At 57.3% G+C, this 15,065-nt stretch carries 11 protein-coding genes and 3 pseudogenes; 10 read left to right on the plus strand and 4 right to left on the minus strand.

Translation table 11 applies throughout. The features are described 5' to 3' along the window. Nucleotides 1–152: 152 nt before the first annotated feature. Both K6I40_RS00570 and K6I40_RS00575 read right to left on the minus strand, forming a co-directional pair. Nucleotides 153–992: a proline dehydrogenase family protein gene (locus tag K6I40_RS00570; RefSeq protein ID WP_222913090.1), complete on the minus strand. Its 840-nt coding sequence runs from the start codon at nucleotides 990–992 to the stop codon at nucleotides 153–155. Nucleotides 993–1,062: 70 nt separating this feature from the next. Continuing rightward, nucleotides 1,063–1,800 (minus strand): helix-turn-helix domain-containing protein, encoded by a 738-nt coding sequence (locus K6I40_RS00575; protein ID WP_222913092.1) that lies wholly within the window; start codon nucleotides 1,798–1,800, stop codon nucleotides 1,063–1,065. 216 nt (nucleotides 1,801–2,016) lie between these two features. On the opposite strand from K6I40_RS00575, the gene K6I40_RS00580 reads away from it, so the two are divergent. The 4 genes and pseudogenes from K6I40_RS00580 to K6I40_RS00595 form a co-directional block, all read left to right on the plus strand. After that, complete coding sequence (locus K6I40_RS00580; RefSeq protein WP_222913094.1) at nucleotides 2,017–3,552, plus strand: aldehyde dehydrogenase family protein; 1,536 nt, start codon at nucleotides 2,017–2,019, stop codon at nucleotides 3,550–3,552. 458 nt (nucleotides 3,553–4,010) lie between these two features. Beyond that, nucleotides 4,011–4,790: an IclR family transcriptional regulator gene (locus K6I40_RS00585; protein WP_222913096.1), complete on the plus strand. Its 780-nt coding sequence runs from the start codon at nucleotides 4,011–4,013 to the stop codon at nucleotides 4,788–4,790. Nucleotides 4,791–5,618: 828 nt separating this feature from the next. After that, nucleotides 5,619–6,314, plus strand: coding sequence for a creatininase family protein (locus tag K6I40_RS00590; RefSeq protein ID WP_222913098.1), 696 nt, complete (start codon nucleotides 5,619–5,621; stop codon nucleotides 6,312–6,314). Nucleotides 6,315–6,600: 286 nt separating this feature from the next. Next, nucleotides 6,601–6,948 (plus strand): annotated as a pseudogene (locus K6I40_RS00595) (class I SAM-dependent methyltransferase); the annotation flags it as partial. Between the two features lie 52 nt (nucleotides 6,949–7,000). Here the strand turns inward: K6I40_RS00595 and K6I40_RS00600 are convergent. Then, nucleotides 7,001–8,275 carry an RNA-guided endonuclease TnpB family protein gene (locus K6I40_RS00600; RefSeq protein WP_222913557.1) on the minus strand — a complete coding sequence of 425 codons (1,275 nt, stop codon included), beginning with the start codon at nucleotides 8,273–8,275 and terminating at the stop codon, nucleotides 7,001–7,003. A gap of 489 nt (nucleotides 8,276–8,764) precedes the next feature. On the opposite strand from K6I40_RS00600, the gene K6I40_RS00605 reads away from it, so the two are divergent. The 4 genes and pseudogenes from K6I40_RS00605 to K6I40_RS00620 all read left to right on the plus strand — a co-directional run bounded on the left by K6I40_RS00605 (nucleotide 8,765) and on the right by K6I40_RS00620 (nucleotide 12,124). Beyond that, nucleotides 8,765–9,367 carry a hypothetical protein gene (locus K6I40_RS00605; protein WP_222913101.1) on the plus strand — a complete coding sequence of 201 codons (603 nt, stop codon included), beginning with the start codon at nucleotides 8,765–8,767 and terminating at the stop codon, nucleotides 9,365–9,367. Nucleotides 9,368–9,727: 360 nt separating this feature from the next. After that, nucleotides 9,728–10,112 (plus strand): annotated as a pseudogene (gene tnpA / locus K6I40_RS00610) (IS200/IS605 family transposase). Nucleotides 10,113–10,173: 61 nt separating this feature from the next. Then, nucleotides 10,174–11,412 (plus strand): RNA-guided endonuclease TnpB family protein, encoded by a 1,239-nt coding sequence (locus K6I40_RS00615; RefSeq protein WP_222913103.1) that lies wholly within the window; start codon nucleotides 10,174–10,176, stop codon nucleotides 11,410–11,412. Between the two features lie 292 nt (nucleotides 11,413–11,704). Next, complete coding sequence (locus tag K6I40_RS00620; protein ID WP_222913105.1) at nucleotides 11,705–12,124, plus strand: zinc ribbon domain-containing protein; 420 nt, start codon at nucleotides 11,705–11,707, stop codon at nucleotides 12,122–12,124. Between the two features lie 93 nt (nucleotides 12,125–12,217). Here K6I40_RS00620 and K6I40_RS00625 read toward each other — a convergent pair whose 3' ends face one another. After that, nucleotides 12,218–12,817: a TetR family transcriptional regulator C-terminal domain-containing protein gene (locus tag K6I40_RS00625; RefSeq protein ID WP_222913108.1), complete on the minus strand. Its 600-nt coding sequence runs from the start codon at nucleotides 12,815–12,817 to the stop codon at nucleotides 12,218–12,220. A 180-nt stretch (nucleotides 12,818–12,997) separates the two neighbouring features. Here K6I40_RS00625 and K6I40_RS00630 point away from each other — a divergent pair. Continuing rightward, nucleotides 12,998–13,596, plus strand: a pseudogene (locus tag K6I40_RS00630) (TetR/AcrR family transcriptional regulator). Further along, complete coding sequence (locus tag K6I40_RS00635; protein ID WP_222913110.1) at nucleotides 13,593–15,065, plus strand: MATE family efflux transporter; 1,473 nt, start codon at nucleotides 13,593–13,595, stop codon at nucleotides 15,063–15,065. Before K6I40_RS00630 ends, K6I40_RS00635 begins: the two are co-directional and overlap by 4 nt.

The following is a 15,065-nucleotide window of genomic DNA, read 5'->3' on the forward strand; positions in this document are numbered from 1 at the left end:
CGTATCGGTGACAAGAACGAGAGACGACAGCGATCGCTACGTTGGCAAGGTAACTAGCAGATGTCGTCTGTACGGTATCTCTACCGAGCGAAACCAACTCTGTAACTCTGTTCAGCGGACAGTATCACATCGCGGCCGGTTCAGCGGATCGCTCACACGCCGACGACGGCGCGAAGCGCGAACAGCGCGTTCTCCTTTCGCTCGCGGACCCGTCGGTAAAAGTACTGCATCCACTTGTCGCCGTAGGGGATGTACTGATTGACCTCGTAGCCCTTCGCAGCGAGTTCGCGCTGGGCGTCCTCGCGAACTCCCATGAGCATCTGAATCTCGAACGGCGTTCCGTACTCCTTGTGGAGGTCGACTGCGGTCTCGAGCATCGCTGGGTCGTGGCTCCCGACCGCGACGCCCTGATCAAACTCACGGAACAGAAACTCGAGATGCGTTTGGTAGGCCTCATCGATGGCTGCTTTCGAATCGTGGGCGACCGACGACGGTTCGTCGTACGCACCTTTTACCAGTCGAACTGCGGCTGGGATATCGGCGAGCCGGGATAGATCATCGTGTGTCCGTGTAAGGTTCGCCTGAATGGCGACGCCGACGCCGTTGGGATGGTCGCGTGCCGTCGCTTCAACAGCATCAAGGGTCGTGTCAGTCGTCGTGTGGTCTTCCATATCACACCAGACGAACACGTCTTCGGCCGCCGCGATTTCGACGATTTGCTCGAAGTTCTTCGTAAAGACATCGGAGCCAACATTGATTCCGATCTGGGATGGCTTGACCGAGACGCACCCGTTCAGGTCTCGAGTGGCTAGTTGAGAGACGAGGTGGCAGTATTCCTCGGCGTCTTCGGCCGCGGGTTCGGGGTCATGGTAGTGTTCACCGAGAAGGTTCAGGATACCGCCCATGTCCGTTTCGTTACACTCCGAGACATGATCCAGCGCACCGGATGCGGATGTCCCGGCGACAAATCGGCTAGCGATCGGGGGGATCATACCGGATCACTCGCACGGAACCCCCGTAAGTCGATACCCGACCACAAGATTCAGTCCATGTCAGGGCGGATTAATCCGAGAACTCGTCGGGATTGAGCAGTTTCGCTTCAGCGGTCCGGAGGTGCTCGAGCAGCGTCGTCTTCGAGACGCCAAGTTCGTCCGCGAGCTCGCGCGTGCTGATCTCGCGGGGCCACGCGTAGTAGTTCCGTTCGCACGCGAGATCGAATGCTTCCCGCTGACGCGGCGTGAGACGGTCGGTCCGATCGATACTTTCCGATGAGTCGCCGTCAGCCGGGGCGACCCTGCTGATCGAAATCTCCGCATCGGTCTCAGCCCGAACGGACTCGAGTCGGTCACGGACTTCAGCGCGACCGTCAGCGACGAAAACCGGCCAGTGTTCGGCCCCGGCTTCGACGCGCACTGACGCGTCGTGGATGAATCCGTGTGAGACGAGCGTGTCGCTGATACTGTGTTCGGGCTCGTACTCGACGAACAGTTCGCGGGTCGCATTCCCTGGACTTGGTGCCGTACTGGTCGATCGCTGTCCGAGTTCGACCGTCGAGTGTGTCAGTGGTGAGTCATCTGTGAAGGCGATACATTCGTCGAGTTGCGCCGTCGTATCGGCATAGACGGTAAAGTGCCCTTTGACGGTTTCATCGACGGTTCGATGGACGGTGTGGACGAGAAGCCCAGCGTCGACTGCCTCGGTCGCCTGCAAGCCCCAGCAGTCCGGATGCCAGATCTCGAGGGTGAGTCGTGTGCCGTCCGCTGTCCCTGTCGTGGTCGTCGTCGAACTCGTGCTGCTCATACGTGGGCTCTGCTCGGTCGTTCTCCTGTGGGCACCATAAGCATACTGAATATCGACATCGCATGTCATCCCGTCAGCGCTCGCGTCACTGCCGTCTCGAACCGGGACGGAAGCCGGACCTGTGGCGGGGCCAGTCGTTAGTCACGCTGGCAGTGTGATTGGTGCCCGACCATGGGAGGCCGTGGTTATTCGGTGATGATCCGTGACCGATACCGTATGAGTCAACAGGCGACAGATCAGCCAAACCGACACTACATTAACGGCGAGTGGACCGAGGGAGAGAGTGTGGAGACGTTCGAAAGCGAGAATCCGGCGACCGGTGAGACGCTTCGGACCTTCCACCGCGGGACCGAGGCCGACGTCGACGATGCCCTCGAGGCCGCGGACAGCGTCCAGGAGGAGTGGCGTGCCCTATCGTACATCGACCGCGCGGAGTATCTCTGGGACATCTACCACGATCTCCGCGAGCGGACGGGCGAACTCGGCGAGATCGTCACGAAGGAGTGTGGCAAGGAGATTTCGGAAGGGAAGGCCGACGTCGTTGAGGCCGCACATATGGTCGAGTGGGCCGCGGGGAACGCCCGCCACCCGCATGGAGATGTCGTCCCATCCGAAATTGCGAGCAAGGACGCGTACATGCGGCGCAAGCCCCGTGGCGTCGTCGGCTGTATCACGCCGTGGAACTTCCCCGTTGCGATCCCGTTCTGGCACATGGCCGTCGCGCTGGTCGAGGGCAACACCGTCGTCTGGAAACCCGCCGAACAGACGCCGTGGTGTGCCGAGATCGTCGCCGAAATGTTTGAGGCGAGCGGGATTCCCGACGGTGTCTTCAACATGGTCCAAGGCTTCGGCGACGCCGGAGCCGCCATCGTCGACGATCCGCGCGTCGACTCCGTTCTCTTTACCGGCTCGGCCGAGGTCGGCCAGCAAGTCGCACAGACCGTCGCCGAACAACCCGGCAAACTCGCGGCCTGTGAGATGGGTGGCAAGAACGGCGTCGTCATCAGCGACGAAGCCGACCTCGATACAGCCGTCCACTCGGCCGTCATGAGTTCGTTCAAGACGACCGGCCAGCGGTGTGTCTCCTCCGAGCGCCTGATCATCCACGAGGATGTCTACGATGAGTTCACGGAGCGCTTCATCGAGATCGCCGAAAACATCGCAGTCGGTGACCCGCTGGCGGAAGACACCTTCATGGGACCGCTTGTCGAAGAAGAGCACAGGGAAAAGGTCCTCGAGTACAACGAACTCGCGCGGAACGAGGGGGTGAACGTACTCGTCGACCGCGACGAACTGGACGACGAGGAGATTCCGGACGGCCATGATGACGGTCACTGGATCGGCCCGTTCGTCTACGAGGCCGATCCGGACGCGGATCTCCGCTGTACGCAAGAGGAGGTCTTCGGTCCCCACATTGGGCTCATGAAGTATTCGGGTGACATCGAGGACGGTGTCGAGATCCACAACGATACCGACTACGGGCTCGCAGGGGCGATCATCTCGGAGAACTACCGCGAGATCAACTACTACCGCGACAACGCTGAGGTCGGACTCGCGTACGGGAACCTGCCGTGTATCGGGGCGGAAGTCCACCTGCCGTTTGGCGGGGTCGACAAGTCCGGGAACGGCTACCCCAGCGGTCGCGAAGTGATCGAGGCCGTCACCGAACGCACTGCCTGGACGCTGAACAACTCGAAAGATATCGAGATGGCACAGGGACTCTCCGCCGATATTACGACCGAGGATGACTGAGACGATCTGTCCACTCTGCGGCCGGTCGGCCGTCGCCTCGGACGAGTGGTGCCACCATTGCGGATGGACGGCTCGCTGTGGCGCCGATTAGTGTCGATTCGATCGGTCGGCCGCGATAGCGATCATGGTGCCGTTCCGAACGCGCGAACGGTCTAATTCCAAGAATGATCTGTTCCCATGGTACATCCCGTATCCGATCGAAACAAGCGGTGTGCTACTGGCCGTTCACGTGATTCGAACGCCATGCGATCGAACGGCCCGTCGAGCAACCGTCAGCGACAAGCGGAAGGGAATGTGGCTAGGTAACATATGAACTACCGTATACACCAAAGCATATGTGAATATTACACAATATATGTACTGGAATGTACTATGCGTGCGTTAATTTCGATATCCAATCATCGAGACTGTTCACACATTCCGAACGCTTATACACCGATAGCGCCACAGTTCGAACCATGACGGACGATGGTCCCCGCTCGGTCAAGACGACGAAAACGTCACTCGCACTCGTTCGTACGGTTCGTGACAGCGACGGGGCGACGCTGAGCGAATTAGCCGACCATCTCGATCTGGCGAAGAGTACCGTACACAATCACCTGCATACGCTGGTCGACGAAGGGTTTCTCGTTCGCGACGGCGACACCTACCATGTCGGACTCCAGTTTCTCCCGTTCAGCGAACACGCACGAAACCGGAATCCGTTGTACTCGACGGCCCGCCAGCAAGTCTACGCTTTAGCCAAAGAGACGGGCAATGAAGCCGATTTCATCGTCGAAGAGAACGGCCGCGCGTACACACTCGAGTACGCGATCGGCGAATCGACCTCCCGTGGTCTCTCGGAATCGAGTCCGTTCCGTGCAGGAAACCGCTTTCACATGCACAACTGTGCCTCGGGCAAGGCCATGCTGGCGTTGCTGTCCGACGCACGCGTTCGGGAGATACTCGATCGCTGGGGGCTACCGGCCACAACCGCCCACACAATAACCGACGAGTCAGTATTGTTCGACGAACTCGAGACGATACGGCAACAGGGGTACGCGACGAATAACGAGGAACTGATCGACGGCTATCGATCCATCGGTGCAGCGGTAACGGGTCCCAGCGATGACGTCATCGGCGCATTCTCTATTGGCGGGCCGGCGTATCGCATGGCTGTCGACGAATCGTCGACCCAGGAGATCGCACAGCTACTTATAGACGAGATTGACTCACTCGAATCGGAACTCTCCTATTAATTACTCGCATATGCCTGTAAACTTGGCTGTGGAGAAGCCATAGTTCGTTGACTAGTAACGCCAGTTCGCGAAGGGGACCATCACTGTGACCGAGTATAGGCCCACATCATTCCTGCGTAGCGGTGGGGAGCGTGAGTGGTTCGCCTCTCTTCTTTCGTTACCCTAACCGAGCCAACTGATAACATTCGTTCCGACTGTCTCGAGATATCCTATCGGTTTTGAATGACACTCGAGAAATTGAGAAAAGGGACCCAAACACTCTCGAAAACCAGCCTACATTGTGTGCAAGTGCAACCTACAACCGACTGAGGGGGCTCGTCGAATCGCATTTCGCCCGACGAAACCGTGATTCAGAGAGACGGTCAGTGGAATTCTGAATGCCGAGATTACTCCTGAAACGAACAGGATATCGTATTTATTACTGTTTTCAACACTACAACTGCACGTACTGGTGTCTCCCAAAAGAGTTACTGAGATATGTAATATAAAACTCTCTATTTATAGTTAATAAAGATACAATCGAAAACGTATATATAAGTCCGTTACAATAACCTATCTCAAACGAGAGGAGAGTATAAGTATAATTTTGATATGATTTTGGTGGCATCGATAGAGCAGCCGTCGAAACGTGATTGGTGATCCGGGTGATCACCTAGCCGGTCCATTTCAGTTGTCTGCTGCAATATTGCACAAATCTCATCTCGAATCGAGATTTCCGTTCATACTGAACTACGAGCAGTCTATTCCGGTTGGCGACGTGCCACGGAAAGATGTCACAGAGAAACCATAATCCGCACTCTTTAACCCAATCACTACTAGAAATCGAACATGCAACTCGAGACGAATTCGTGGACTGAGATAGAAGAAGTGGCACCGACGGCGGCGCTCGTCCCGGTCGGAAGCACGGAACAGCACGGCCCCCATGCGCCGGTCGGAACCGATACGATCATCGCCCGGGCAATCGCTGCTGACGCCGATCGAGAGTGGGCAGGTGATTCGGTCGTGCTTCCGCCGGTACCGGTCGGTATCGCACCGTATCACGGTCGGTTCTCCGGAACGCTGTCGGTTTCACCGGAGACGCTCCGGAGGTACGTCCGCGACATCGTGGAATCCCTCTCGAACTCGAGTTCGGGTATCGAGACGGTCGTACTCGTCAACGGACACGGCGGAAACGGTGAGACGCTGTCCCATCTCGCTCGAAAGTTGTCTACGTCGACATCGATCGATCTCGACGTGTATCGCTGGGAGTGGATGCGCGCCGTCGACGAGCACGTTGGACACGCAGGTGAACTCGAGACTTCGGTCCTCCTCCACCTGTGTCCCGAGGACGTCGGGGAGCCGGTCACGGGCGACGCGACTACCTGGGCAAATACGGTCGACGGCGGTGTTCTCCACGAATTCACCGATGAATTCAGCGAGAACGGCGCGGTCGGCGACGCGACAGATGCGTCCCCGGAACAGGGCGAACGAGTGTTCGCGACCGCGGTTGACGCGCTCGTGTCGTTTCTCGATCGGATTCAGTAGCGACCACTCGAGTTTGCGGCGGTCCAATCCGCAAACCGATCCGCCGATTCGCGACGCTCACAATAGCTTCCGCCGGTGTGTGGGGGTGGGGAAGAGCGCTGCGGGCGAGTGGCCAGCCACGAGGCGGTTACTTCAGTCACACTCGCGGATACCGATCGCACGTCTCGATCGGGTAACTCGAAGTTTTGATATCTTTCGCCCGCCAGTTCTTGGCTATGTCGTGGCAAAGAGCACACCGTCCCCGGTTTCCGTTGTCGAAGCGAACCTTGGTCAAAGGTGATCGCTCGTGACGCACCCGGAGCGGTCCGCCGAAGATGTTAAGGAAGTCGTACAACGGTACTGGAGTGGCCGTGCCGAGTCATACGACGATGACGGAATTTCGGGCGTCCACGCCGCCGAGCAGCGCGAGGCGTGGCTGTCGGTTCTCCGAACGTGGACCGGTGACCCATCGCGACGCGTTCTCGATCTCGGGTGTGGGACGGGCACGATATCGCTGCTGTTGGCGGCATTGGGACACGACGTCACAGGCATTGATCTGTCGCCTCACATGCTCGAGCGCGCTCGAGCGAAGGCACAGCGCGCGGATCGTTCAATCGATTTCCACACCGGGGACGCTGAGGAATTACAGTTGCCCGTTGACATCCTCCCCGCCCTAAAGGGCGAGGATTCCCGACCGCGTTGGGATATTACGGTTCGCAGTTCACGACCTGTTCTCGTGGGGCGAAACAGCCCTCACTACGGTCGAACAGGTGAACCGATGGCTGTGCCAACCAGCCGTTATCCCTATCACCGCCATCCGTGGCGAGACTCGGGAGTACCTTTTGCCGAATGTTCTCCGCACCATTCACGTCCGCGTTCGCAACCGTATCGCATTTCTCACACACGTACAACCCGCGTTCAACACGCTGGCTGTCGTCCGTGTGACCGCACACCGAACACGACTTCGACGTATCACGTTCTGACACTAACTCCACGTCGATACCTTCGGCTTCCGCCTTGTAGTCGAGCAGCGTCGTGAAGCGGTCGAACGCCCACCCGTGCAAGTCGATATTGCCGTGGTCGCCCCAGTTGCGGGACTCGCCGTTCTCATCGTCTTCACGGATGCCGCCGAGGTCGCCAACGACAAGCGTTCCGACACCTCGTTCGACACACTCCTCAACAATCGATTTTGAGAGGGCGTGCAAGAAGTGTGTCCGGCGACCCGTCCGCTTGCGGTCAAGACGAGTAGCCTCACGAGACGAAGAATCATCGCACTTCGCCTTCTTCTTCGTGAAGTAGTATTCGTCCTCTTTGAGTGCGCCACCCGGATACAACACAGATTCTCCGCCAAACGAGACGGTGGCGAAGTTGCAAATCCCGAGGTCAACACCAGCCACTTCATCGCCCGGCGGTTCCGGATCGATAGTGGTGCGACAGAGGAATTGCAACCGCCACTCGTCGTACTTGTAGACGGCACGAACCTGTTGAATGTCCCACTCGGTCAGGTCAACATCTGGTCGAGTTTGATACTCACACAGGATGAAGTCTGAACGGTGTTCTTTGAGGTTGCGGCCTTTCGAGAGGCGGACACGGGTGAACTGTGCGTCGTGCTTGAAGCCAGCCGCTTTGAATGACACGGTTGAACGTGGGTGGGAATCTCCGTGTTTACGGTAGCCGGGCGGTCGGGCACGGTCGTCGCCGTTCCGACGCTTGCCGAACCAGCTGTTGAACGCCTCAGCGAGTTCTTCGAGAACGCGCTGACTGGATTGAGAATGTAAGTCCGTGTAGCGTTCGTGGCTTTTGAGTTCAGCTTTGAGTTCCCCGTCATCGGGAATCTCGCCCGTTTCGTCCCACTGTTCTTGTGCGTAGTAGCGACCGACGTTCCAGAGTTTTGAGGCGGCCCATCCGAGTTGGTCGAGGTCGTCACGAACCTGTCGCTGGTTCGTAATCGTCGCCTCGAATGTTCGGACGGTTCGGATCATTTCTGGCTTCATAACTAGTTATGAACGTCGTTTTCTTAATAGTGTTGGTTGACGTGGAATATCCGGCCTTACCATCGACGGTGGATTGCGTAAGAGCTGTCGGTTGTATCCCGCCCTAAAGGGCGGGGTTTAGCCTTGTAACTTCAATAATAGTGTCATTCAGCGGTTGACGAACACGATGATCCCGTACGCGGGTAGGGTGTCATTCGCCCCTGCTCGGGAGACGGAACGAGATCGGGCAGTTCCCGTTGAAGACTGGTTGGTGGAGAGTCCGGCGACACGGCCGAACAGACGGGACAGCACACCGAGGGGATCGGCCCGATCGAATCACGATCGCTCGACGAGCACCGACCGGCGAGCGTGGCGAGTACGTATAAGGTGAATCGGATGGAGACAGACGGGGCATCTGCTCATCGACTCATCGTGATAGACATTCGACAACCGGACCAGAATCGCCATACTACCACGCTTCGTCACACATTCTGTTGCATGAGACAGACGCAATCAAAACTGGCTGACGACGGGTCGGAATCTGCCACTCCGACGCGGCGACGATTCTTCAAGGGAACGCTCGGTGCTGCGGCAACAGTTGCTGCTATTCCCGCTCTGAGCGGCGTTGCAGCGGCGCACTTCCCACTCGAACTTGATATCGACATTCAACCCGAGAATGCAGAGAATTTCATTGATCTAGCGGAACACGAGTCGGTATCAGTCGTCGTTCACCCCTCCGAGTTCCTCAATGGTGATGACGAACGTGAGACTTTCGACCCTACTGACGAACCCGTACGCTATCGGTTCGGGTCACGGTACGCACTGCAAGATGGCGAGGGTGCACGCCCAACTGACGACGGAGAAGTTACCCAAGTTGAAGGCGGGCATGGCGACAGTCATCAAGTGCTCGTCTTGGATTTCCCGGTTAGCGAAACGGGATTCGATGGCGAGGAGGAAGCCGGATGGCTCTACTGGGAACGCGCTGACTCCGGTGACCACGGCTACGCTGGCGTCGATTCCGTCAGAGTCTACGGCGCTGAGACGTCGAATTGGAATCTCCTTCAGTTACTCAGACGAAAATTCGACGTAGAGGACAGCTGACGAGAGAGGCTGCCGAGCGTGGAGTTGCCCGGTGCTGAGCGACTCCCGCTTCATGTGGGAAGAGAAGCAAGCATGTCCCCCCGAACACCGTTACGGCCCTCTTTTAACAATCCACGCCTCGAGAACATCCCTACGTGGCTTCGCTAGAAATCAGCATCAAATACCATCTTACGTGTAGACATCACTTGGCATCCTCCCCGCCTGAAGGGCGATGATACAGAGCGATAGCGCATACCTCCGTCTTTAGGCGGAGGTCAAGCAATAGGCATAGTATGTTAATTCACGAGTCTCCGCTACTGCTTGATTTCCTACTCTTCATCGATGGTATGAAGGCGGTATGAACTATAGTATGCAACACGGATGAAGACTACACGGCACGCGACCTACAACCTCAACTACCACATCGTGTGGTTGCCGAAGTACCGCCAGTCGGTACTTCGGCAACGAGGTCGCTGACCGTGTGCGAAACATCCTCCACGAAATCGCCGACGAGAAGGGAGTAGAGATACTCGACATAACCGTCCAACCCGACCACATCCATCTGTTCGTCAGTAGCCCGCCGAAACACGCTCCCTCGCTTCTCGCCAACTGGTTCAAGGGAATTTCCTCGCGGAAATACAACCACTGCTACGCCGATAACGAGAGTGAGAAGATTCGATGGGCGCGAGGCTACTACGCAGGGACGGCGGGGAACGTCTCCAGCGAAACGGTTCAGGACTACATCCAGCGTCAACAAAACTCATGAATTCTGTTTGGCCCACGAGAAACGCGGCGTGTTTCTCGGGACGTCACGAGGAGGGTGACACATGACGGAACTTACCAAGACGTTGGAACTGAAACTAGTCGACCCGAACGCCCATAAGCAGAGGAAACTCTGTGAGACACGGGACGCCTACCAGCAAGCCCTCGCGGATGCGTTCGACGCTGGTTGTACCACCCAGACCGAAGCGAACGACGTGGTGGTTGACTACGACTTGAGCGGGTACGCGAAGAACGCACTCAAGAAGTACGTCCCGCAACTCACGACGACCTACAACGCGGGCGAACTTCACGACAACCACCCCGTTCGCTTCACCAACGAAGGACTGCGACTCGACCACAAGCCCGAGAACGCTATCGAGTGGTACGTCAAAATTCCCCATCACGAAGACTATCACCTCTGGATACCAGCACAACCGAATCCCGAACAGCGAGGTTGGCTGGAAGCGTTGAACGCGGGAGACGCCAAGATGGGCGAGAGTCGCCTATTCGAGCGGGACGGGATGTGGTATCTCCACGTCACCGCCACCCGAAACGTGGAGGAACGCTCCGAGGAATCTGCCGAAGAACGGACGCCTATCGGAGTAGACATCGGAGAAGCGTCACTCGTCACGGTGTGTCACCGCGACGACCACGGTTCTCCGACCGCGCCCGAACTGTGGGCCGACGAGGGCAAGACCGTCCGTCGGCTCCGTAAGACCTACTTCACTGCCACTCGCCGACTCCAGACGCGCGGGAGTGAGCGTATCGCGGAGTCCTTCAGGGACGACGTGTGGAACCTGATAGACGATATATTCCACACCGTCACCCGCGGAGTTGTGGAGTACGCCGAATCCGTCGAGAATCCTGTTCTTGTTCTAGAAGACCTGACGTACATACGGGAGTCGATGGACTACGGCGACTTCATGAATCGGCGTCTCCACGGATGGGGATTCGCCAAACTCCACGCGCAGATACGCTACAAAGCTGTCGAGAAGGGTATCCCCGTCAAGACGGTGAACCCGCGCAACACATCGAAGGAGTGCCATTCGTGCGGTGAAGTGGGGTATCGTCCAAAGCAGGCGACGTTCAAATGCACGAACGACGGCTGTTGGATGGGCGAGTACCAAGCGGACGTGAACGGCGCGATAAACATCGCAGACCGCTACCTCAGCGGAGAGAGTCGTTTCAGAGAACACACGGACGACGATGACTCGGCTGAGGATGGGGCGCGTTTGACCGCGCCACAAGACAGCCAAGCCGATGCTGAAACCCAGCAGAAGACGCTTGGAACGTATGCGTCTTGAAACCATAGGGTCGTTGCACTCGGCCTGAAATCTCGTGGCGAGATTCCGCGTCTTCAGGCGCGGAAGGAGGTCAACACATACTGCGTTAGTAACTGATCGGTTAGTCATCAGCTGATAGTTTCGATCCCGCATAGAAACGGCCGGTTCCTATACAGTGATTCCATCGTCAATTGGTACTTGAGACCGTTCTATCCCGACTTGGAAGATCCCTACTGGTCACTTTCTTTTGGAGAACCCTGTTTAAGAAAAGACTGGGAGAAGACTTATAGCTGACTAACCGGTTAGTCAGCATATGCCCCAGTCGATATCGAAGAAGCGACCGTGGCTCGCAGCGCTACTCGCAACATTCGCCACTGGCCTCGGGCACCTGTACCTCCGGCGATGGCGTCGCGCACTCGGATGGCTTGCCGTCTCACTCGGCGTGACCGCCCTGTTTACCGATCCAGCGGCGGTCGACGAGTTTCTAACCGGGAGCTGGAACTTCGATGTGTTGTTGGCGATCGCACCGATGTTCATCGTTGTCGGATGTAGCATCGTCGACGCGTATCTCCTCGCACATATCCAGAACGCAAACGCTCGTTCGTCCGAGCCATCCGATGGAGATCTGGTCTCGTGTCCCCACTGCGGAAACGAACTCGATCCGGACCTCGAGTTCTGTCACTGGTGTACGAGATCGGTTGACGGAACCGATCGTGATCAACGGGAAGCATGAGGACGCTCACGATGGCGTTGTTTTGCGTCGGCGTCGATCCTTATCGACAGAACGCTGGCTCCTCGAGGTCAGTTCGAACTTAGTGTCAGACGTTCACTCGCCATCTAGCAGTACTGCAGTCACGTATTCGTCGGCAGTCCGTCTCGCCGTGGCGAGTGCGTTCGTATCGTCTAGTACGACCTCTCGAGTTCGGGCACCATCGACGATAGTCATGAGTGCCAGTGAGACGTGTTCGGCATCGACATCGGTAAACACGCCGTCCGTAATGCCGTGATCGATCACCGTCGTGAGCATGTATCGAATATACTCGTCGTTCTGCTGGAACCGCTCGCTGAACGTGTCATTGTACGGAGCCTGGCTCCGCATTTCCAGCATCGCGATTAACAGGTCCTGGTGGTCTTCCGGTTCGACAAGCAACTTGTCGAGTAGCAGCTCCAGTCGGTGCTCCGGATCGGTCGTTTCTACCTCGTGTACCGTTTCCTGAAATTGATCGAGGAGATAGTCCAGAAACGCTGCGAGAAGATCGTCTTTCGTATCATAGTGGTAATGGATCGCAGCGGTTGACTTGCCATACGCCTCGGCGATCTGTTTCATCGTGAGATCAGCGTATCCGTGCTCGCGAAGTGCCTGGTAGGTAGCACGCATGATCTGCTCATTCGGATCCGAAGGAGACGATTCCGGTGAATCAGCCATTACGTAGTACGTGTATTGTCCACGTGATAATAGTTTTGACCCACTCGGTGTCTTTCGAAGATCATTATCGATCGGTTAGTTGAATAGTGGTGAAACGCAGTCCGAGAGGCATCGAAATCACCATCTTCATTTCCCAAAGGTTTTTGACTGACTAGTTAGTAAGTACCCGTATCAACCGACATGAACGACGAGCCAACTACTGAGATCCTGAACGCAACGTATCAGGCCCTCTGCAAGCACGGATACGCTGAACTCACATTGCAGGATATCGCTGCCGAATCCGAGATGAGTAAGCATCCATTCACTACTACTACGATAGCAAGAACGAGCTGTTTGTTGCGTTTCTCGACTTTCTCTACGACCGATATACGACCCAGATAGACGCAACCGATAGTGACTCTCCGCGGGAACATCTCCGCTCACTGCTCGAGGTGTTGCTTACCGATGATGGAGATACTCCCGGGACGGAGTTCCACACTGCGATGCTTGAGGTGAAGGCACAGGCACCGTACAACGACAAAATCCGGGACCGTCTCGTCGAATTCGATGCGTATCTCTTCGAACGAATACGAGAGATAATTGCGGCCGGAGTCACCGCCGGTGAATTCGACGACCGCGTGGATTCGGAACGCGTTGCCGAGGTACTGACGACCATGATTAAGGGATCACATACACAACAAGTCGCGGCCGACCACTCTCCGGATCGTCTCTACGAAACCATCACGACGTACGTCGAGACGCATCTGCTGACCGGAACGGTAGCGGAGGGTATGCAGTGACAGATATTCGTCGTCGCATCAGTTCACTCTTCAAGGGGCGTGAGGAGTTCGATCTCACGTCGGGTAACATCGGGAAACCGCTCTTCTTCCTGTCGATGCCAATCGTCGTCACGAACCTCTTTCAGACAGCGTACAACCTTGCAGACACGTTCTGGTTGGGCCAGTACAGCACGGATGCGCTCGCGGCGATTAGTTTCGCGTTCCCGATGGTGTTCTTGCTGATCTCGCTCGGAATGGGGATTTCAGTCGCCGGAAGCGTTCTTGTCGCCCAGTATACGGGTGCCGGAGAGGAAGGGAAGGCCGAGTACGCCGCTTCACAGACGGTAACCTTCGCCAGCATCGCGTCAGTTGTTCTCGGCGTCGTCGGCTACGTCTTCGTCGAGAAATTCCTCGGGATTATGGGCGCTTCTTCGGACGTACTGCCGATGGCCTCGAGTTACATGGAGGTCATCTCACTGGGCCTCCTGTTCATGTTCGGATTCGCCGTGTTCGTCGCGCTTATGCGCGGCTACGGCGACACGATCACACCGATGCTGGTCATGTTCGGCTCGGTGGTTCTCAATATCATCATCGATCCGTTCCTGATCTTTGGGTGGACGCTCGTCGAGAACGCACCGCTCGTAGGCACGATCACCTTCCCCGAACTCGGAATCGAAGGAGCCGCGATCGCGACCGTGTTTTCGCGGGCACTGGCGCTGGTCGTCGGCCTCGCGATCATGTTTCGTGGCGAGCGCGGCGTCCAGATCAACCTCCGAGACATGGTACCCGATCTCAGCTATCTCCGCCGCCTCGCTGGGATCGGCGTCCCCGCCTCTATCGAGGGGACGGGACGAGCGGTGTCGATGAACCTGCTGTTGTTCATCGTCGCGTTCTTCCCGGATACGGTCGTCGCCGCGTACGGGATCGGAACGCGCATATTCTCGGTCGTCTTCCTGCCCGCGATCGCGGTTGCCCGCGGCGTCGAGACGATGACCGGGCAGAATATCGGCGCGACCAAGCCCGATCGAGCCGAGCAGGCGGCAGCGCTCGCGGCGAAGGTACTCTTCGGCGTCCTCACAGGTGCGGGAGTTCTCGTCTGGTTCGCCGCGGCCCCGATCGCCGACCTGTTTACGACTGATCCCGAAGTCGTCAATATCTCCGCGGAGTTCCTGCGGTACGTCGCACTGACGTTCGGGTTCATCGGAATCATGCGCGCGTATACGGGAAGTTTCCGCGGTGCCGGGAAGACGCTTACTGCAGCGGTGATTTCCGTGCTGATGCTCGGGGTCATCCGCTTCCCGATCGCATGGGTTTCCGCCAGTTCGATCGGCGAATCGGGCATCTGGCTCTCGTTTGCCGTCTCGAACGTCGCTGGCGCGGCGATCGCCTACGCGTGGTATCAGCGTGGGACGTGGCGAACGGGAGATCTGACCGAATCAGCCGTCGGCATCGATGATACCGGTGTCGAGTCCCCAACGACGGACGACTAA

Source organism: Natrinema sp. SYSU A 869, from assembly GCF_019879105.1.
GTDB lineage: Archaea > Halobacteriota > Halobacteria > Halobacteriales > Natrialbaceae > Natrinema.

Coding starts and splice junctions, on each gene's coding strand:
- K6I40_RS00570 (WP_222913090.1), bottom strand. CDS start 992: ATGATCCCCCCGATCGCTAGCCGATTTGTCGCCGGGACATCCGCATCC.
- K6I40_RS00575 (WP_222913092.1), bottom strand. CDS start 1,800: ATGAGCAGCACGAGTTCGACGACGACCACGACAGGGACAGCGGACGGC.
- K6I40_RS00580 (WP_222913094.1), top strand. CDS start 2,017: ATGAGTCAACAGGCGACAGATCAGCCAAACCGACACTACATTAACGGC.
- K6I40_RS00585 (WP_222913096.1), top strand. CDS start 4,011: ATGACGGACGATGGTCCCCGCTCGGTCAAGACGACGAAAACGTCACTC.
- K6I40_RS00590 (WP_222913098.1), top strand. CDS start 5,619: ATGCAACTCGAGACGAATTCGTGGACTGAGATAGAAGAAGTGGCACCG.
- K6I40_RS00600 (WP_222913557.1), bottom strand. CDS start 8,275: ATGATCCGAACCGTCCGAACATTCGAGGCGACGATTACGAACCAGCGA.
- K6I40_RS00605 (WP_222913101.1), top strand. CDS start 8,765: ATGAGACAGACGCAATCAAAACTGGCTGACGACGGGTCGGAATCTGCC.
- K6I40_RS00615 (WP_222913103.1), top strand. CDS start 10,174: ATGACGGAACTTACCAAGACGTTGGAACTGAAACTAGTCGACCCGAAC.
- K6I40_RS00620 (WP_222913105.1), top strand. CDS start 11,705: ATGCCCCAGTCGATATCGAAGAAGCGACCGTGGCTCGCAGCGCTACTC.
- K6I40_RS00625 (WP_222913108.1), bottom strand. CDS start 12,817: ATGGCTGATTCACCGGAATCGTCTCCTTCGGATCCGAATGAGCAGATC.